16 protein-coding genes and 1 tRNA gene are annotated in these 18555 nt (G+C 62.2%); 7 read left to right on the top strand and 10 right to left on the bottom strand.

Going from position 1 to position 18555, the window contains the following annotated elements:
- The first annotated feature begins 15 nt into the window (after window positions 1-15).
- From LB520_RS14235 to LB520_RS14245, 3 genes are all read left to right on the top strand, one after another.
- Entirely contained in the window at window positions 16-459 is a 444-nt protein-coding gene (locus tag LB520_RS14235) for a hypothetical protein (protein WP_224637908.1), read from the top strand.
- Window positions 456-1304, top strand: a complete 849-nt coding sequence (locus LB520_RS14240) for a hypothetical protein (protein ID WP_224637909.1) — start codon at window positions 456-458, stop codon at window positions 1302-1304. The genes LB520_RS14235 and LB520_RS14240 overlap by 4 nt, the downstream gene beginning before the upstream one ends.
- 459 nt (window positions 1305-1763) lie before the next feature.
- Complete coding sequence (locus LB520_RS14245) at window positions 1764-2267, top strand: hypothetical protein (RefSeq protein ID WP_224637910.1); 504 nt, start codon at window positions 1764-1766, stop codon at window positions 2265-2267.
- A gap of 203 nt (window positions 2268-2470) precedes the next feature.
- Here the strand turns inward: LB520_RS14245 and LB520_RS14250 are convergent.
- Window positions 2471-2546: transfer RNA gene (locus tag LB520_RS14250), tRNA-Thr, on the bottom strand.
- A gap of 338 nt (window positions 2547-2884) precedes the next feature.
- Between LB520_RS14250 and LB520_RS14255 the strand changes: the two genes are divergently transcribed.
- On the top strand, window positions 2885-4081 hold the full coding sequence (locus LB520_RS14255; protein WP_224637911.1) for a hypothetical protein: 1197 nt from the start codon (window positions 2885-2887) through the stop codon (window positions 4079-4081).
- A 37-nt stretch (window positions 4082-4118) separates the two neighbouring features.
- Here the strand turns inward: LB520_RS14255 and LB520_RS14260 are convergent, their stop codons facing one another.
- Both LB520_RS14260 and LB520_RS14265 read right to left on the bottom strand, forming a co-directional pair.
- The gene (locus LB520_RS14260; RefSeq protein ID WP_224637912.1) at window positions 4119-5720 is read right to left on the bottom strand and encodes a cisplatin damage response ATP-dependent DNA ligase; all 1602 of its coding nucleotides are present in this window, start codon (window positions 5718-5720) and stop codon (window positions 4119-4121) included.
- A gap of 67 nt (window positions 5721-5787) precedes the next feature.
- On the bottom strand, window positions 5788-6798 hold the full coding sequence (locus LB520_RS14265) for a ligase-associated DNA damage response exonuclease (RefSeq protein WP_224637970.1): 1011 nt from the start codon (window positions 6796-6798) through the stop codon (window positions 5788-5790).
- A gap of 110 nt (window positions 6799-6908) precedes the next feature.
- Between LB520_RS14265 and LB520_RS14270 the strand changes: the two genes are divergently transcribed.
- From LB520_RS14270 to LB520_RS14280, 3 genes are all read left to right on the top strand, one after another.
- Window positions 6909-7853 (top strand): methyltransferase domain-containing protein, encoded by a 945-nt coding sequence (locus LB520_RS14270; protein WP_224637913.1) that lies wholly within the window; start codon window positions 6909-6911, stop codon window positions 7851-7853.
- 135 nt (window positions 7854-7988) lie between these two features.
- The gene (locus tag LB520_RS14275) at window positions 7989-8363 is read left to right on the top strand and encodes a hypothetical protein (protein WP_224637914.1); all 375 of its coding nucleotides are present in this window, start codon (window positions 7989-7991) and stop codon (window positions 8361-8363) included.
- Between the two features lie 75 nt (window positions 8364-8438).
- Window positions 8439-8969 (top strand): AAA family ATPase, encoded by a 531-nt coding sequence (locus tag LB520_RS14280; protein WP_224637915.1) that lies wholly within the window; start codon window positions 8439-8441, stop codon window positions 8967-8969.
- On the opposite strand, the gene LB520_RS14285 is transcribed toward LB520_RS14280, so the two are convergent.
- From LB520_RS14285 to LB520_RS14315, 7 genes are all read right to left on the bottom strand, one after another.
- Entirely contained in the window at window positions 8966-9907 is a 942-nt protein-coding gene (locus LB520_RS14285; protein ID WP_224637916.1) for a 2-hydroxyacid dehydrogenase, read from the bottom strand. The genes LB520_RS14280 and LB520_RS14285 overlap by 4 nt on opposite strands.
- A 39-nt stretch (window positions 9908-9946) precedes the next feature.
- Entirely contained in the window at window positions 9947-11575 is a 1629-nt protein-coding gene (locus LB520_RS14290; protein WP_224637917.1) for an ABC transporter ATP-binding protein, read from the bottom strand.
- Entirely contained in the window at window positions 11572-12711 is a 1140-nt protein-coding gene (locus LB520_RS14295) for an ABC transporter permease (RefSeq protein ID WP_224637918.1), read from the bottom strand. The genes LB520_RS14290 and LB520_RS14295 overlap by 4 nt, the downstream gene beginning before the upstream one ends.
- Window positions 12711-13805: a microcin C ABC transporter permease YejB gene (locus tag LB520_RS14300; RefSeq protein WP_224637919.1), complete on the bottom strand. Its 1095-nt coding sequence runs from the start codon at window positions 13803-13805 to the stop codon at window positions 12711-12713. The genes LB520_RS14295 and LB520_RS14300 overlap by 1 nt, the downstream gene beginning before the upstream one ends.
- Window positions 13806-13835: 30 nt before the next feature.
- Window positions 13836-15713, bottom strand: a complete 1878-nt coding sequence (locus LB520_RS14305; RefSeq protein ID WP_224637920.1) for an extracellular solute-binding protein — start codon at window positions 15711-15713, stop codon at window positions 13836-13838.
- On the bottom strand, window positions 15713-17593 hold the full coding sequence (locus tag LB520_RS14310; RefSeq protein ID WP_224637921.1) for an extracellular solute-binding protein: 1881 nt from the start codon (window positions 17591-17593) through the stop codon (window positions 15713-15715). Before LB520_RS14310 ends, LB520_RS14305 begins: the two co-directional genes overlap by 1 nt.
- 257 nt (window positions 17594-17850) lie before the next feature.
- Entirely contained in the window at window positions 17851-18522 is a 672-nt protein-coding gene (locus tag LB520_RS14315) for a c-type cytochrome (RefSeq protein ID WP_224526766.1), read from the bottom strand.
- Window positions 18523-18555 lie beyond the last annotated feature (33 nt).

Consider the following 18555-nt stretch of genomic DNA (forward strand, 5'->3'; position numbering starts at 1 on the left):
TAGTGGGGAACTTGATTGGCGAAAACTGAAGCAGACATTGTAGCCTTCCTAAAGAGTCAGGCTGAAAGTAACTGGCAGTCGTCGCAAGAGCCGTTCCTGTTGAGTCAGGCTACTCCGGCTCTGAAAGCCGCAGGCTTGGACTACAAGGCCATATTGGGTGAGGAGCGCCTGAAAGCATTTGTGAAGCGGACTGAGGATCAAGGTGGGTATCGGCTGGTCTCTCATCCCGTACAGAAGCCAAAGGTCGGCGTCGTGCCCGCTGGCGAGAATTTTGAATTTCAAGCCGATGACCTTGGCCAAGGTACAGAGAGGCCTTCCCATCGACGCGCCGAGGCGGGCATGCCATCGGATTATTCGTCGCGAGCTATTATTAGGGCTTTCGCTCGACTGTCCGACGAGGAACTCGATCAGATCGTCATTCCCACGCGTGTATTCGTAAAGTTGCTCGGTGGACGATGAAGATTTTCGTCGGGCTGGTAGCCGCAGACCAGCGTCTGCGGCGTCACTTCGGCTTAGGCAAAGATGCAATCATTCCAAAGGACGCTCTGAACAAAGGCTTCTTTTACGGGCGGGGAGTGCAGATTCTCCAATCGACATACATTCCAGATGGAGCGCCAACAGCGAATGAACTCGAGAGGTTTATCCTCTCACGAGCGAAAGAGGCCGATGCTTGCTTGCTGATCATGGATGCAGACCTCTTGCATCTTGCCGCAGACATCCGCAATTCCGTGTTCATCGTCAGCTTTCAGAACGCCGACGTGGGGGCCAGCCTTCAAAACTTTTTCCACTACACAACCGCAAGAGCTTTGAAGGCATTGGGGCAGATTCTGGCCCGGTTCTACAAAGGAGAGGATGGCGACCTTCTCATGTTGCCGTTGCGTAACTTTCAAGCGGGTGAACTAGTCGAGATAGCGAGACTTTGCCGTGAAGAGAATTTGCAGCCCAATTTCGGTGACTTGATCGAGAGGCAACTTGTCCCGCTACGCGGTCGATTGAGGCCCCGAAGGCGGACTTCGTACAAGACCATTTACGCGGTTGACGATGCGAAGCGGTTCTTCGTTTATGGAAAGGAGCGCCACGCAAAATTTGCGACCGGTGGCGAGCATGGCCTTCATTGCGAGATTGCGGGCCACTTGCGCTTTGGAAAGAGGATCGATGCCGATAGGCATTTCAACGTATCGGAGACCGAAGGCGATGAAACATCGATTTCCGGCGTATTCCGAGATTGCCACAATGCGGAGCGAGAGGTCAAAACGCAGCCACGCGTCACGCACCTCAATATGTTCGCAAACGACTACTTCTAAAGCGGAGAGGGAGCCTGCGCAAATACGCGGCTCCCTCTCAATAGCTTGTCTATCGCGATGTTTCCCTTCGCTGCGGCAGTTGGCCGGATCACCTCACGGAAACATGTTCCGGCGTTCTCCAACGTCCCATCCAACATTCAGCGCCAGAATGCTCAACCCCGTTGAGTTTCATCCCAGCGCACGAACGGCGCGTAGACACGCAACATATTTAGCTCATACGGCGTAGTATGTCAAGGTCTCTACGGGAGCGCGTCAGGGCTCGTGATCCCTAAGAAAGCACCTAATTATGAGGGGCATTCTCTTCTAAAACAAGATCACGCAGCAGGGTGTCAAGCAATTCATAACAACCACTGACACAGGTTTCCTAAAGAACCAATTGTGACGCTGTCGCGCCGGCTCGCGAACTGCTCTATCTTCACGCAAGCGCTTGGCAGGCTTGACGCGCTATGGAGGGGATCGATGTTCTCGTTCTTCCGCAAGAAATCTCCCGCCGAGATTTTTGGCAACCAGATTGCGGCAGAATATCTCGCCGAAGGCCGCCGTCTCGCAGAAGAGGCGATGCAGAAGCAGTTTAAGCTTTATCTAATGACCGGCATGAAGAAAGGCGACCTAGGGGATTTTGCCCAACAAGGGATCACTCCCCGAGATGGGAAAAATCTGCTTTTCAGATTCGAGCAGCAGTTCCTATGGGGGTTTTTCCACGAATATGTGCAGACGAAAAATTTCCCGACAAACGGGTTTGCTCGCATCTCGATCCACCTGATCGAGCGCTTCATGACAAAGCACGGCTTCTCATTCGAGAAAGCCCGGATTGCGGCGCTGGAGATGGATGCCAAGTACAACAAGAACGATGCAGCGTTTATGGCCATTGCCGAACACGGCATGGCCGCGTTCCATGGCGAAGCGCCAGAAGACGAGGGCACGATCATGCGGGTCTGGCTGCTTGCGTATATCGATACCTAATTCAGCCACCGAATCTCACAACCGAAGAATTGACAGATAGGCGCGACATTTCGCGTCAAGCTGTTCTTTGCAATCTGTTGGAATGGGTTCATTCTAACAGATTTAGGACCAAATTCCTGTAGAAAAAGGCGGAAAATGGTAGGCGGTTTCCAACTCGGGCAATCCCGGAAACTCGTAAACAGCTGATTTTCTTAGGAGATTTTTGGTGCCGCTTGCGTGACTCGAACACGCGACCCCATCATTACGAATGATGTGCTCTACCAACTGAGCTAAAGCGGCCCGGGAAGCGTCAGGCTTCCAGAATGGGCTGGGTGATAGACTCAACCGCTCGCTAATTCAAGATGGGCAGCGGTGAATTTCCGGCCTCGCCGGCGGCAATTCCGATCTACGGTTACCGCGCGACGGGTGCCGGCGCGGCCCGCGGCGGCGTGCGGGTAAGCGGTCCTTCGCATCCGGCTGGCCGGCGCGGCTGCAGCCGCGGTGACGAAAAATGTTGATTCTTCAACAAAAAATGCCGAAATGGCTTTGGCCGGCAAGGCAGCCGCTCGCCGTTGATCGATCGGTCGTCTGCGGCTGACGACCAGACAACCGGGAGCGAACGCGCAGAGGGAGCTCGCTTGGACCCCATCGAGAAAGCGATCCGCAATGCCTTCGAGAAAGGCAATGCCGAGGACCGGGCGTTCCGCGAGAGGGTCTATCGATCCGCTTTTGCCGCGCTCGACCGCGTCCTGCAGGCCAATCCGAACGTCACGGTCGAGGCCGCCATCGGTCGCCGCAAGGCAGTCCAGGCCAAGATCACCGAGATCGAATCGGAGTTCCTGCCGGCCGTGCCAGAGGTGACGCTGCCGCCGGAAAACGTAGCGCCCACCGGCAATGGCGCACCGGACCTCCGCGTCGAAGCGCCGTCCGAATCGGCCGCGCCGTCTGTCGACGCGCCGCTGCCGCCGTCGCAAACCGCGCCCTCGCCCTCGATCACCGTCGACGGCCCGGTCCAGCCCGATGCTTCAGACCGGCCGCGTGGGCGTGTGCTGCCGCGCGTGCCCGACATCATGCCGGATGAGACAGCGCTTCCCGATGCGCCCTCGCTCGATGATTCGCCGGGTGCTCCCGTCGGCAACGGCGCCCAGGTCGCGCCCGACCGCGACGAGCGGCGCATCAGGGGCCGGCGCTTGCCGCTCACCGCGATCTTCGTCGTCGCGACATTGCTCGCGGCCGCCGGCATCGGCCTCTATTTCGCCAAGCAGACCGGTGTCTTCAAGACGGCGGCCGAGCTCAACACCGGCCCGCCGGAGCCGGCGCCGGCGCTGGACGACGAGGACTCCTCGCAGCCGACCGAGCCAGGCTCGCCGCAGAAACCGGGCGAGGCCGACCAGTCGAAGAACTGGATCAACGTCTTCTCGCCCGCCGACCCGACCCATGTCAGCGCCCCGTCCGACGCCGCCGCCGAGGTGATGAAGGACGACACCGGCCAGTTCCTGCGCATCCGCTCGGGCGCGTCCGGTTCGGCCATCGCCTTCGACGTCGGCCAGGGCGTGCTGGAGAAACTTGCCGGCAAGCACGCCATGTTCGACATCGTCGCGCGTTCGGAAGAAGGCAAGGAGACGCAGATCTCGATCGACTGCAATTTCGGCGATCTCGGCGATTGCGGCCGCAAGCGCTACGCGGTCGGCCACGAGCGCAACGAATATCTGTTCGACGTGCAGTTCCCGAACAAGCATCCGGGCGCCGCCGGCACGATCGCCGTCAATTCCGATTTCGACCAGAAGGGCAAGTCGGTGGATATCTACGAGATACGCGTCTCGATAGCGCAGTGATCGCGCCGCTCTATCCGCCAACGCCGGCGCTCGATCTTTAGCTATCCAGCAATGCCTGCAGCGTCTCGATTCGGTCGGCTTCCGCCGCCGGCTTGTCCCAACGCAGCCGTGAGATGCGGGGAAAGCGCATCGCGACGCCCGATTTGTGGCGGGTCGAGCGGTTGAGGCCTTCGAACGCCACCTCCAGCACCAGGCCGTTCCTGCGGTCGGCGCGCACCGAGCGCACCGGCCCGAAACGCTCGATCGTGTTGTCGCGCACATATTTGTCGATTTCTCTCAGCTCCTCGTCGGTGAAGCCGAAATAGGCCTTGCCGACCGGCACCAGCTCTTCCGAGCCTTCCGGACCGGACCAGACGCCGAATGTGTAGTCGGAATAGAAGCTGGAACGCTTGCCGTGGCCGCGCTGCGCATACATAAGCACCGCGTCGATGGTGTGCGGGTCGCGCTTCCACTTGAACCACGGGCCTTTCGGCCGGCCGGCAAGATAGGGCGAATCCCAGCGCTTCAGCATCACCCCTTCGATGATCGGATGCGGCGGCGCCTGGCGCAGCCGCTCCAGCGTCTCCCAATCGGAAAACGCGACCAGCGGCGAGAGATCGAAGCGGCTCGGGTCGAGGGTTTTGACGAAAGCCTCGAGTCGCTTGCGGCGCTCGGCGAAGGGCAGCGCGCGCAGGTCTTCGCCGTCGATCTGCAGCGCGTCGTAGCAGCGCATGAAGGCCGGATATTGCTGCTGGATCTTTGGCGACACGCTCTTGCGGTTCAGCCGCTGCTGCAGGTCGGAAAAGGTTCCGGTCGCCTCGCGCGGGTCGCCGACCAAAAGCTCGCCGTCCAGCGCCGCCTCGAAATTCATCGCGGCGGCAAGGTCCGGGAAGGCGCCGGACACGTCGTCGCCGGTGCGCGAATAAAGCCGGCGCACACCGCCTTCGCACACTGCCTGCACGCGTATGCCGTCCCACTTCCATTCAGCCGCATAATCGGCCGGGTCGAGCTTTTCGAGGTCGCCGTCGTCGACGGCATTGGACAGCATCACCGGCCGGAACAGCGCCAGCGCGGTGCTCGTCGGCTTTTCCGCCCGGCCCTCGAGCCAAGCGAACAGCTCGGTGTAAGGCGGCGCCAGCCCGTGCCAGAGCTCCTCGATCTCAGCGACGTCGACTTGGCCAAGGTCGGCCAGCGCCTGCTTGGCGAGCCGCGCCGACACGCCGATGCGCAAGCCGCCGGTGACCAGCTTGATGATGGCGAAGCGCGCCGAGATGCTGGCGTCGTCGAGCAGCCGTGACAGAACCTTCGGTCCGTCGGAGCGGCTCGCCGCCTGCAGTCTGCCGACCACTTCGGCAAGCGTCGGCACATGATTGGGGATGTGCCCTTGTGGTTGCGGCCAGACCAGCGACACGGTCTCGGCGAGGTCGCCGACATAGTCGTAGGAATAGCCGAACAGCACCGGGTCCATGCGCTCGACCACCAGCGCGCGCAGCATCGCCGGCTTCACCGCCGCGATCGAGAGATCGCCGGTGATGGCGGCGAGCGCCAGACCGCGATCGGGATCCTCGACGCTGCGGAAATAATCGGTCAGCAGCGTCAGCTTGCCGTTGCGCGACGGCGTCAGCACAAGGCGGTCGAGAAGCTCGGCGAAGCGGTTCATGGGCACGCAGCTCGCGGGACTTGGCGTTCCGGCGCGGCGTTGCCAATTCCAGTATCAAGAATCGCCATCAATCGCCCTCATCCTCATACCCCACGAGATGCAGCGGCCGCGCCGCGATGCCCTCCAGCTCGCACCAGCGCACCAGCGCCTCCTCGCGGCCATGCGTGACCCAGATTTCCTCCGCGCCGGTTTCCTTGATCGTGATGATCAGCTCGTCCCAATCGGCATGGTCGGAAATGATCAGCGGCAGCTCGACGCCGCCTTGCTTGGCGCGCTGGCGGATGCGCATCCAGCCCGAGGCGAAGCAGGAGATCGGGTCGGGAAAACGCCGCGCCCAGCGGTCGGCGAAGGCCGACGGCGGGCCGACGACGATCGCGCCGGCGAAATCGGCCTTGCCGCGGCTTTCCACCGTCCCCGGCTCGAGCTTGCCGAGATCGATGCCTTGGCTCTGATAATATTCGCTGAGCTTCGCCAGCGCGCCATGGATATAGATCGGCCTGTCGTAGCCGGCGTCGCGCAACAGCCGCATCACGCGCTGCGCCTTGCCGAGCGCATAGGCTCCGATCAGATGCGAGCGTTCGGGAAATTGCGCCGCCGATTTGAGCACGCGCGCGATCTCGTCCTGGTCCGGCGGATGGCGAAACACCGGCAGGCCGAAGGTCGCTTCGGTGATGAAGACATCACATCGGATAGGCTCGAACGGCAGGCAGGTGGCGTCCTTCTGACGCTTGTAGTCGCCGGAAGCGACGATGCGCATGCCCCCATGCTCGACGCAGATCTGCGCCGAGCCCAGCACATGCCCGGCCGGATGGAAAGTGACGGCGACGCCGTTGATGTCGATTGTCTGGCCGAAAGCAGCCGCCTGCGTGGTTACGGCGAAATCCTCGCCGTAACGCAGCCCCATGATGTCGAGCGTCTCTTGCGTGGCCAACACCGAGCGGTGGCCGGAGCGCGCATGGTCGGAATGGCCATGCGTGATCAGCGCCCGCCCGACGGGCCGTACCGGATCGATGAAGAAATCGCCGGGCGGGCAGTAGAGGCCCTCCGGCCGGGGCTTGAGCAGGTCGCTGGCGCGCATGGCTTTGAACATAGTGGCTAAATTTGCCTCGGGAAGCCTGTTGCAAGAGACTGCTGACTCGTCCTACAGCCCCTTGCCGGCTCCGCCTCGCCGGTGGGATTCTTCAAAAGATGAAACCGCTCCAGGCCTCCTCGGGCGATTTGAACGCCGATCGTCGCGCCGATTTCGCCGAGACGCTGCTCGCCTCGGGCGAGCCGGCGCAGGCGGCCGAGCTTCTGCTTGGCGCGCTGGAACTGGCGCCGCAATGGGCGGCGGGCTGGTTTCGCCTCGGCGAGATGCAGGAGGCGGCAGGCCTGCTCGACCAAGCCGCGCAGGCCTGGGCCATGGCGCTGAAGCTAGAGCCCGCGGACCGCCTTGGCGCCGCGCTGAAGCTTCAACTGATCGGCAAGGCGCCCGCCGCCGAGGCGCCGCCCAGCGCCTTTGTCGAGACCTTGTTCGATCACTATGCCGACAGTTTCGAGGACTCGCTTGTCGGGAAGCTCGGTTATGGGCTGCCGGATTTTCTCTGGCGCGCCATAAGCAAGGCACGGCCCGGCCGGTTCCGGCTGGCCCTCGACTTCGGCTGCGGCACCGGCCTGATGGGCGAGAGGCTGCGCCCGTTTGCCGACCGGCTGGAGGGCTACGACATCTCGGCCGGCATGCTTAGGAAGGCGAAGGCCAAGGGCATCTACGACCGGCTGGCCAAGGCCGACCTCCAGCATTTCTCTTACACAGGCGCCAAGGCCGACCTCGTGGTCGCGGCCGACGTGTTCATCTATCTGGGCGCGCTCGAAGGTATCGTCGGTGCGGTCGCGAACATGCTTGCCGATGGCGGCCTGTTCGCCTTTTCGCTCGAGACGCTTGCCAGTGGCGGCGATTTCGCCCTTTTGCCGTCGCGGCGTTATGCCCATTCCGAGGCCTATGCGCGGCTATTGCTCGCGGCAAACGGCCTTGCGGTCCTGTCGCTGGAAAGCACGGTTATCCGGCACGACCGGCGGGATCCGGTCGAGGGCCTGGCCATTGTGGCTGGGTTTCCCGCTGCAGCCGCCGAGCTGGGGAATCCGGCAACGGCATGAGGTCGACCTTGCTGCGAAAAAGCATGAATGGCATGGTCGGGGTTGCGCGGGGCGGATACCGAGTCTTTTGTTTTGCGCAATTCCGGACGGAAAACCACGAGGCACTTTTCCTGGAATTGCCCTAGGGAGATATCCATGCGCTGGACCATGGTTGCGTTGGCGTCTTGCCTGACGGTCGCCGGCTGTGTCGGCGGCACGTCGATGGCCGAGCGTCAGGACGAGGATGTCCAATCCTCATTGCAATATGACGATGTGCCTTGCGACCAATTACTGGCGCAGCGCAATCAACTGGCGCGGCAGAACAATCTGCCCGTCACCGCCAAGCCGGGCTTCTCCAATCCGGCCATGGGCTTCGGCCCGTTCATGCCGGACATGCGCTCCAAGGCGCAGCGCGCCAGCAACAAGGCGAGCGGCGAGATCGACGCCATGAACCGCTCGATCGAACGCCGCGACTGCGGCAAGCCGAAGAAGAAGGAGACGCTTGGGCTGCCCGGCTCGAAGCCTTCCTGAGTGTCCGATATCCGTTATTCTGTTTAACGCTCGGCTGGATCGGCGAGCGTTTGATCGCGCTTGAAAGACCGCCCGATGAACCTCTCAGACCTCGGCGACCGCATCTGCATCCTGGGCCCGTCCAATAGCGGCAAGTCCACCCTTGCCGACGCGATAGCGCGCAAGCGCGGCCTGGAAGCCGTTCACCTCGATCAGCTCTTTCATCTGCCCAATACGGATTGGGAGCAACGTCCCAGGGCCGAATTCATTGCCCTGCACGATGCTGCTATAGCCGGCGAGCGCTGGGCGATGGACGGGAACTATTCGGGTTGCATGCCGCAGCGACTTCGGCGGGCGACAGGCTTGATTCTGCTGGATATCTCCACGGCCGCGAGTCTTCTGCGCTATTTAAGGCGAACGCTGTTCGAGAAGGACAGGCTCGGCGCTCTGGAAGACGGGCGCGACAGCATCAAATGGGACATGATCCACCACATCGCCGTCACCACGCCGCGAAACCGCAGGAAATACCGTGCGATGTTCGACGCGCTCGATCTGCCGAAGCTGCAGCTGTCTTCGCTGCGGGCGATCAAGCAGCGCTTCCGCGACTGGGGTCTGACTCCCGATTAATACCCCGCCTTGCGGTCGACCAGGTTCTCGAGCTTCTCGCCGCGCTCGAAGGCGGCCATCTGGCGAAGCATGATCGGCACCAGGTGCGCCGGGTCCGACGTCGCCGCCGCATGCGGCGTGACGAACACTTTCGGATGGCTCCACAGCGGACTGGTCTTCGGCAGCGGTTCGACCTCGAATACGTCGAGGCTCGCTTCCTTCAGTGTGCCGTCGTCCAGCGCGCGCAAAATGTCGGCGTCCTTCTGCAGCCGTCCGCGCCCGGCATTGATCAGCACGGCGCCGCCGAGCCCGTTGCGCCGGCGCAGTTCCTTGAGCAGTCCGTAATTGACGATGCCCTGGGTCTGCGGCGTGAGCGGCAAGAGCACAACCAGGATGTCAGTGGCATTGAGGAAGGGGATCAGCCCCGCCTCGCCGGCATAGGTCGAAACGCCCTTCATCCCCCGCTCGCTGCGCGACCATCCGTTGACGGCGAAACCGAGCGACAACAACGCCGAAGCCGCGGCGCGGCCAAGACTGCCAAGCCCCATGATGCCGACGGAGACGTCGCCCGCCACCCGTTGCGGCGGCTCGTGCCAGATCTTCTTTTGCTGCTGGGCCCGGTAAAGCGAGGCCTGCCGATGGTGGTCGAGCACGCGCCAGACTACATATTCGACCATGTGCTGGGTAAGATTGTCGGCGACGATCTTGACGATCGGCACGTCGGGCAGGCCTGGATCGGCAAAGACATGGTCGACACCGGCGCCGATCGAGAAGATGGCGCGCAGATTGGGCAGCGACTTGAGAAGGTTGGGCTTCTGCTTCCACACCACCGCATAGGTGATCGAAGGATCGTCGGCGCCCTTCGGCTCCAGCACGACCTCGCGCTCGGCCGACAGCAGCTCGTGCCAGCGCTGCGGGTGGATGCCCGTGAGGGCAAGCAGGATTTTGCCTTTTTCCATTCTCGGATTTTTCTTCCCTGTTTCGCCGGTGCGGTCCGGCTACTCGCTGACCACGCCGGTCGGCGCGGTCTCGATCTTGAAGGCCGCCGCCATCAGCGCCCGCGTATAATCGGTTTGCGGGCTGCTGAAAATCTGCTCGGAAGGTCCCGCCTCGACGATCCGGCCATTGCGCATGACGATGACATCATTGGCAAGGGCTCGGACGACCTTGAGGTCGTGGCTGATGAAGAGGTAAGCGAGATTGTGCTTGGCCTGCAGGCTGCGCAAAAGGTCGACCACCTGCGCCTGCACGCTCATGTCGAGCGCGGAGGTCGGCTCGTCGAGCATGACGAAGCGCGGGTTGAGCACCATGGCGCGGGCGATGGCGACGCGCTGGCGCTGGCCGCCGGAGAATTCATGCGGATAGCGGTGGCGCGTTTCGGGATCGAGGCCGACCTCTTTCAGCACGGCGACCACCTTGTCGTCGCGCTGGTCGGCCGAGAGCTTCGGCTCGTGGATCTTCAGTCCTTCCTCGATGATCTCCGAAACCGACAGGCGCGGGCTGAGCGATCCGAACGGATCCTGGAAGACGATCTGCAATTCGCGCCGCAGCGGCCGCATGGCGCCGAAGGAGAGCTGGTTGATGTCGCGTCCGTTGAAATTGATCGTACCGGTCGAGGAGATCATCCGCGCGAGCGCTAGGCCCAGCGTCGTCTTGCCCGAGCCGGATTCGCCGACGACGCCAAGGGTCTGGCCGGCCCGCACCGTGACGTCGATGCCGTCCACGGCCTTCACATGGTCGACCGTGCTCCGGAAGAAGCCTTTCTTGATCGGGAACCAGACTTTGATGTCCTTGCCGGTCATGACGGATTTGGCGCCCGGGTCGGTTGTGGGCGGCTTGCCCTTCGGCTCGGCCGCGAGCAGATGCTTTGTATAGTCATGCCGCGGATTGGCGAAGATTTCCCTGGTCGGGCCGCTCTCCACGATCTTGCCCTTGGTCATGACGCAGACGCGGTCGGCGATCCTGCGCACGATGCCGAGATCATGCGTGATGAACAGCAGCGACATGCCCTTGCGGGCTTTGAGCTCCGCCAGCAATTCCAGGATCTGCGCCTGCACGGTGACGTCGAGCGCGGTCGTCGGCTCGTCGGCGATCAGAAGCTCCGGCTCGTTGGCCAGAGCCATGGCGATCATGACGCGCTGGCGCTGGCCGCCGGAGAGCTGGTGCGGATAGGCGTCGAGGCGTTTCTGCGGATCGCGGATGCCGACTTCGGTGAGCAGTTCCAGCGTGCGGGCGCGCGCGGCTTGGTCACGCAGGCCCTGATGCAATTGCAGCACCTCGACGATCTGCTGCTCGATCGTGTGCAGCGGGTTGAGCGAGGTCATCGGCTCCTGGAAGATCATGGTGATCTTGTTGCCGCGCACGCCGCGCAACGCCTTCTCGTCCATGGCGAGCAGGTTGGCCCCACTGAACAGGATCCTGCCCGAGGGATGGCTGGCGGCGGGATAGGGCAGGAGCTTCAGCACCGACAGCGCCGAGACCGATTTGCCCGAGCCGGATTCGCCCACCAGGGCCAGCGTCTCGCCCTTGGCGATGTCGAACGAGATGTGATCGACAGCGATCGCCTGCTTGCCGCCTTGCGCGAAGGCGACGCTCAGGTCTTGGACGGAAAGCAGGGCTTGGCTCATTTGAACGTCTTGCGCGGATCGAAGGCGTCACGCGTCGCCTCGCCGATGAAGACCAGCAGCGACAGCATCAGCGAGATCACGATGAAGCCGGAGATGCCGAGCCAGGGGGCGTTGAGGTTGCGCTGCGCCTGTTTCAGCAATTCGCCGAGCGAGGCCGAGCCCGGCGGCAGGCCGAAGCCGAGATAGTCGAGCGAGGTCAGCGTCGAGATCGAGCCCGAGAGCAGGAAGGGCAGGAAGGTCAACGTCGCCACCATCGCGTTCGGCAGCAGGTGGCGGAACATGATGGTGAGGTTTGGCACGCCCAGCGCGCGCGCCGCGTTGACATATTCGAAATTGCGGGCGCGCAGGAATTCGGCCCGCACCACGCCGACCAGCGCCACCCATGAAAACAGCAGCATCAGGCCGAGCAGGATGAAGAAGCCAGGCGGCAGGATGGCCGAGATGATGAGCAGCAGATAGAGAACCGGGATCGCCGACCAGATCTCGATGAAACGCTGGAAGAGAAGGTCGGTCCAGCCGCCGAAATAGCCTTGCACCGCGCCGGCCGCGACGCCGATCAGCGATGACCCGAGCGTCAGGATCAGGCCGAACAGAACCGAGATGCGGAAGCCATAGAGTACCCGCGCCAGCACGTCGCGGGCCTGGTCGTCCGTGCCCAGCCAGTTCCAGTTGCCGACGGTGCAGTTGGCGTCGGCCTCGCCTTGCGGGTACTGGCTGCAGCGCGTCTTCTTGTCGTAAAGCCAGGACGGCTTTGCCGGCGCCGGTTCCGGAATGGCGTTGTTGACCGTCTGATAGGAATAACGGACCGGCGGCCAGATCATCCAGCCATTGGAATTGATCTCGTCCTGGATCACCGGATCGCGATAATCGGTGACCGCATAGAAACCGCCGAACTTCTCCTCCGGATAGGCGACCAGGACCGGAAACAGGATCTCGCCCTTGTAGGAGGCGACGATCGGCTTGTCGTTGGCGATCAGCTCTGAGAACAGCGACAGCACGAACAGCAACAGGAAGATCCAGAGCGACCAGTAGCCGCGCCGGTTGGCCTTGAAGTTCTGCAACCGCCGCTGGTTGAGCGGCGACAGAAATGGCCTGCGGGGCCGAACCGGGGCGCTTTCGATCGCGGCCTCGGCCATCAGATGTCTCTCCGCTCGAAGTCGATGCGCGGATCGACCCAGGTGTAGATCAGGTCGGACAGAAGACCGACAAACAGGCCAAGCAGCGAGAAGATGTAGAGGGTGGCGAACACCACCGGATAATCGCGGTCGACCACCGACTTGAAGCCGAGCAGGCCGAGGCCGTCGAGCGAGAAGATGTTCTCGATCAGCAGCGAGCCGGTGAAGAAGGCCGAGATAAAGGCGCCGGGAAAACCGGCGATGACGATCAGCATGGCGTTGCGGAACACGTGGCCGTAGAGCACCTTGTGCTCCGACAGCCCCTTGGCGCGCGCCGTCACCACATATTGCTTGCGGATTTCTTCGAGGAAGGAGTTCTTGGTGAGCAGGGTGGTCGTGGCGAAAGCCGAGAGCACGAGCGCCGTCAGCGGCAGCGTCATGTGCCAGAAGTAATCGGCGATCTTGCCCGGCCAGGAGAGCTGATCCCAATTGTCCGAAACGATGCCGCGCAGCGGAAACCAGTCCCAGAACGAACCGCCTGCGAACAGCACCATGAGCATGATGCCGAACAGGAAGCCTGGAATGGCATAGCCGACGATGACGACGCCGCTGGTCCACACGTCGAAGGTCGAGCCGTCCTTCACCGCCTTGCGGATGCCGAGCGGGATCGAGATCAGGTAGGATAAAAGCGTGATCCAGAGGCCGATGGAGATGGAGACGGGCATCTTCTCCAGGATCAGGTTCAGCACCGAGATATCGCGGAAATAGCTGTCGCCGAAATCGAAGCGGATATAGTTCCACAGCATCATGCCGAAGCGCTCGAGCGGCGGCTTGTCGAAGCCGAACTGCTTTTCCAGCTTCTTGATGAATTCGGGATCGAGCCCCTGCGCGCCGCGATATTTCGAGCCGACATCGCCGGCCACGTCAAAATTGCCGCCGCCGGCGTCGCCGCCACCGCTGCCGAGGCGGTCGTTGCCGCCCTGGTTGGTCAGCCGGGCGATCACCTGCTCGACCGGCCCGCCCGGGGCGAACTGGATGACCGCGAAGGAGATCGCCATGATGCCGAACAGCGTCGGGATCATCAGGAGAATGCGGCGCAGGATATAGGCGCCCATCAGGCGACGGGCCCCGCGCGAACAGTGATGTCAGGCTTTGCCAATCTTTGCCGCCTTGCCCTTGTCGAACCACCACAGCGCCTCGACCGGAAAGCCGAAATCGGGTTTCTGTTCGGGGAAGCCGAACATGTCCCAATAGGCGCTTCGGTGATTCGCCAGATACCAACTTGGAATCCAATCGCGCCGCGCGCGCAAGGCCCGGTCCAACGCGCGCATGGCGGTGGTCAGGCTTTCACGATCCTTGGCGGCGCCGACGGCATCGATCAGCGCATCGACTGCCGGGCTTGCAACGCCCGACAGGTTGCGCGAGCCCGATACGGCGGCGCTTCGCGAGTGGAAGAAAATTTCCAGATCGTCGCGGGTCGGCGTGGCGCTGAAATTGAAGGCGGCCGAGAGCAGGTCGAAATCGAATGTCGATTGCCTGAGCTGGTACTGCGCCGAATCCACCAGGCGGATCGAGGCATCGATGCCGATGGCCTTCATGTTGGCGACCCAGGGCGAATAGACCTGCACGAAGGTCTCGTCGTCGACCAGGAATTCGGCTGCCAGCCGCCCGCCCTTGTCATTGACCACGAAATCACCGGAGCGTCTCCACCCGGCCTGAGCGAGCAATTTCAGTGCCGCGCTCAGTTGCTTGCGGTCTCGCCCGGACCCGTCCGACGGAGGTTGCGTCACCGCTTCGCCGAATGTCTCCGTCGGCAGCTGGTCGCGCAGCGGCTCAAGCAGCGCCAGTTCCTGCGGCGTCGGCATGCCCGCGGCACGGAAGTCGGATTTTTCGAAGCAGGATTGCGAGCGCTCATAGGAACCATAAAAGAAGTTGCGCCGTGTCCATTCGAAATCGAAGCAGAGCGCGATCGCTTGCCGCACGCGTGGATCCTTGAACTGCTCACGCCGTTGGTTGACCGCGGTGGCCTGCATCGAGGGCACCGTTTCAGCCGGGAACTCATGCTTGATCACCTTGCCGGCGGTAAAGGCCGGAAAATCGTAAGCCGTCGCCCAGACGCGCGACGTGAATTCCTCGCGGTAGAGGATCTCGCCCTTCTTGAAGGCCTCGAACCCGGCGGTGCGATCCTGGTAGAATTCGATGCGGATGCGCCCGAAATTGTTCAGGCCGCGATTGACCGGCAGGTCGTTGCCCCAATAGTCGGCCACCCGCTCATATTCGATCCAGGCACCCGCCGACCAGCGCCCGACTTTGTAGGCGCTTGAGCCGAGCGGCGGATTGAGCTGCGAGGAATCGAACGGGTTGGCCGTAAAGAAGGCCTTCGAAAGGATAGGGAATCCGACGACGTTGAGGATGGTGCGGGCCGACTGCTTGCCCGAGAATTTGAGCTCGACCGTGTGGGTGTCCTTCGCCACGGCATCTTCCAGATGCGTCAGTGACAGCGCGTAGTCCGGATGCCCTTTGTCTTTCAGCAGCTTGAAGGTGAAGGCAACATCATCGGCGGTGAGCGGCGTGCCGTCATGGAAGCGCGCCTGCGGGCGCAGCGAGAAGGTGAAGGTGTTGCGGTCTTCGGAGATCGTGACACTCTCGGCGATCAATCCATAGGCCGCATCCGGCTCGTCAAGCGCCCGCACCATCAGGGAATCGAAGCACATTTCCATGCGCTGCGGGGAATCGCCCTTGGGGACGAAGGAATTCAGCGTGTTGAAGGTCTGCGGGCTCTGGTTGGCGCCCCAGTTGGGCGGCGAGAAGTTGAAGGTGCCGCCTTGCGGCGGATCGGCATTGACATAGTCGAAATGGGCGAAGTCGGGCTTGTATTTCAGGTCGCCGAAGGCCGACAGGCCATGCAGCTTGACGCCGGTCGGGGTTTCGGCAAAGGCCCGGCCGGGCAGCAACGCGGCGGCCGTGGCTGCGGCGCCGAGCGCCAGGAAGTTGCGGCGAGGAAGCAAAGTCCGCCGCTCCATCAATCGAGGCCCTTGTATTTGGCGGCCAGCGCCTTTTCCTTGGCCGTGTCGATCCACCAAGAATCGATATCGGCGCCGCGGTAGCTGGGCTGCTTATCCGGCATGCCGAATTTGTTCCAGTAGGCGAGCCAAACCACCGCGCGATAGTATTGCGGAACGACGTAGTAGTTCCACAGAAGGACACGGTCGAGCGCATGGGTCGCGGCGACAAGGTCGTCGCGGTCGGTGGCGAAGATGATGCGGTCGACGAGCGCGTCGACGACCGGGTTCTTGATGCCGGAATAATTGCGCGATCCGGGCGTGTCGGCGGCCTTCGAGCTCCAGAAATCGCGTTGCTCGTTGCCGGGCGATTCCGACTGCTGTAACTGGCTGGTGATGACATCATAATCGAAATTATTGACGCGGTTGATGTACTGCGTCTGGTCGATCATGCGCAGATTGGCGTCGACGCCGATCTTGCGCAGATTGGCGATCCAGGGGCTGGAGATCACTTGATCGGTGTCGTTCCAGCCAAGGATCTCGAACTTGAACGGCGCGCCGGTCTTGGCGTTCACCATCTTGCCGCCCTTGATCACCCAGCCTGCCTGGGCAAAGAGGTCGACCGCCTGCTTCAGGTATTTCCGTTCCGCCTGCGGCGAGTCATAGACCGGCAGCTTGAATTCCTGAGTGAACAATTCAGGCGGCAGCTTGTCTCGGTATTTCTCCACGATTTCCAGCTCTTTGCCCTGCGGCAATCCGCTCGACGCCAGCTCCGTGCCCTGGAAGTAGCTATGGGTGCGCGTGTTCGAGTTATAGAACAACGTGCGGTTCATCGTTTCGAAATCGAACGGGAGCGTCAGAGCCTCGCGCACGAGGCGGTCCTGGAATAGCGGCCGCCTCTGGTTGAGTATGAAGGCTTGCATGGGTTCCGGCGAGGTGGTCTTGAACACCTGCTTGACCACGTCGCCGGCGCTCACCGCCGGAAAATTATACGCCGTATTCCATCGCCGAGAGCTGTTTTCCGGCTTGATGTCGTCCAGCCCACCCTTGGTGAAGGCCTGCCAGGCGGCATTATCGTCAAGAATGTAGGTGAAGCGCTGGACGTCGAAATTCTCGCGGCCGATCTTCACCGGCAGCTTCGCGCCCCAATAATCGGGGACGCGCTGCCAGACGATTTCCGAGCCCGGCTTGAAGCTGGCGATCTTGTAGGCCGCGGAGCCCAGCGGCGGCTCCAGCGTTGGGCGGGTGATGTCTCGCTTCTTGCCGCTGGCGTCAGTCCCTTCCCACCAGTGCTTCGGCAGCACGACCAGATCGCCCATGATCTTGGGCAACTCGCGGTTGCCCTTCTGGTTGAAATGGAATTCGACCTCGCGGTCGGAGATGGCTACAGCGTCGGTGACGTTCTCGAAATAGCGGTTGTATTGCGGGGCGTTCGCTTTCAGCACATTGAACGACCAGACCACGTCGTCGATAGTGATCGGCTGGCCGTCATGCCATTTCGCTCGCGGATCGAGCCGGTAGGTCGCGGACGAATAGTCGGCCGGATATTTGTAGGCCTCAGCAACCAGCGGGTGGCTGACGCTGCCCTCGTCCGTAGCCTGGTCCATCAGCGTGTCATAGAGCAGCCCGCCGCCGAAACCCACCAGCCCCGCGGCCGGCGATCCTTGCACGATATAGGGGTTGAAGCTGTCGAACGTTCCTGTGACCACGGAGTTGTAGGTGCCGCCCTTCGGCGCATCCGGATTGACGTAGTCGTAATGCTGAAAATTCTCGCCATACTTTGAAGGTCCGATCAGCGACGACGTCGTGCGCCATTCATCGGCGAAGCCTGCCTGCAGGCTGGCGGCGAAGGCAAGCGCGAATGCCGATGCGAAAAGCGTGCGGAAGCGGCCAACCTTCATGCGTTCTCCTCGTCGCGAACTCCAGAGCGGTTCATCGTTTCCCGGAAACGACAACCGCTCTATCGCTTTGTTTCGACGCAATTCCGGACGGAAACCCGGTTCCCGCTTTCGTGGAATTGCTGTGTCCACCCGCAATCTAGATCATTTGACGCGGGTGGAAACCGCAAGTGCCGCCTTTGTCGCGCTCCATGCAGCTTTCCTAACAGAAAAGCCGGGACGAACCCGGCTTTTCCAAGGAAGTCTCTATGACAAATTGTTTATTGAGCGGGCGCGGCCGGCTTGGCCGGAGCGGTTCCCTCGGCCGGCTTGGCCGGCGCGGCGCCTTCGGCGGGCTTCGCGGGTGCGGCACCTTCCGCCGGCTTGGCTTCCGCCGAAGCACCCGGCTGCGGCAGCGGCTTCGGATTGTCCGACAGCGTGCGCAGATAGGCGATCACATTGGCGCGGTCTTCATCCTTCGGCAGGCCGGCGAAGCCCATCGCCGTGCCCTTCACGAACTTCTTCGGCGAGGTGATGAAGTGGTTGAGATTGTCGTACGTCCAGTGCTCCTGGCCGCCCTTGGAGAAATCCTTCATGCCGGCCGAATAGGCGAAGCCTTCATGCTCGGCGACGGGGCGGTCGACGATGTCCCAAAGGTCCGGACCGACCTTGTTCGGACCGCCTTTTTCGCCGGAATGGCAGGCCTGGCATTTCTTGAAGATCGCGGCGCCCGCCTCTGCGTTGGCGGTGGCGAGCAGGTCGGCGATCGGCTTGGCTTCCGCCGCGGGAGCAGCCGGACCGCCTTCGGCCGGTTCCTGCGCTTCGATGGCGAAGCCGGGCTTTTCGGGCGTCGGCGAGGCGAACAGCCCGTCCGAGACGAGGCCTATGGAAAAGACGATGAAGCAGGTTCCAAGAAATCCGCCGAGCAGCTTGTTGACTTCGTTGGAATCCATACGCCCCTTGCTCCCTTTTCCGGCGGACCGTCC

Source organism: Mesorhizobium sp. CA12 (genome assembly GCF_020165255.1).
Taxonomy (GTDB): Bacteria; Pseudomonadota; Alphaproteobacteria; order Rhizobiales; family Rhizobiaceae; genus Mesorhizobium.

Bases quoted from the DNA above. Each gene is read 5' to 3' on its own strand.
- LB520_RS14240 (WP_224637909.1), top strand. From the start codon at position 456: ATGAAGATTTTCGTCGGGCTGGTAGCCGCAGACCAGCGTCTGCGGCGT.
- LB520_RS14245 (WP_224637910.1), top strand. From the start codon at position 1,764: ATGTTCTCGTTCTTCCGCAAGAAATCTCCCGCCGAGATTTTTGGCAAC.
- LB520_RS14260 (WP_224637912.1), bottom strand. From the start codon at position 5,720: ATGAACCGCTTCGCCGAGCTTCTCGACCGCCTTGTGCTGACGCCGTCG.
- LB520_RS14265 (WP_224637970.1), bottom strand. From the start codon at position 6,798: ATGCGCGCCAGCGACCTGCTCAAGCCCCGGCCGGAGGGCCTCTACTGC.
- LB520_RS14270 (WP_224637913.1), top strand. From the start codon at position 6,909: ATGAAACCGCTCCAGGCCTCCTCGGGCGATTTGAACGCCGATCGTCGC.
- LB520_RS14275 (WP_224637914.1), top strand. From the start codon at position 7,989: ATGCGCTGGACCATGGTTGCGTTGGCGTCTTGCCTGACGGTCGCCGGC.
- LB520_RS14280 (WP_224637915.1), top strand. From the start codon at position 8,439: ATGAACCTCTCAGACCTCGGCGACCGCATCTGCATCCTGGGCCCGTCC.
- LB520_RS14285 (WP_224637916.1), bottom strand. From the start codon at position 9,907: ATGGAAAAAGGCAAAATCCTGCTTGCCCTCACGGGCATCCACCCGCAG.
- LB520_RS14290 (WP_224637917.1), bottom strand. From the start codon at position 11,575: ATGAGCCAAGCCCTGCTTTCCGTCCAAGACCTGAGCGTCGCCTTCGCG.
- LB520_RS14295 (WP_224637918.1), bottom strand. From the start codon at position 12,711: ATGGCCGAGGCCGCGATCGAAAGCGCCCCGGTTCGGCCCCGCAGGCCA.
- LB520_RS14300 (WP_224637919.1), bottom strand. From the start codon at position 13,805: ATGGGCGCCTATATCCTGCGCCGCATTCTCCTGATGATCCCGACGCTG.
- LB520_RS14305 (WP_224637920.1), bottom strand. From the start codon at position 15,713: ATGGAGCGGCGGACTTTGCTTCCTCGCCGCAACTTCCTGGCGCTCGGC.
- LB520_RS14310 (WP_224637921.1), bottom strand. From the start codon at position 17,593: ATGAAGGTTGGCCGCTTCCGCACGCTTTTCGCATCGGCATTCGCGCTT.
- LB520_RS14315 (WP_224526766.1), bottom strand. From the start codon at position 18,522: ATGGATTCCAACGAAGTCAACAAGCTGCTCGGCGGATTTCTTGGAACC.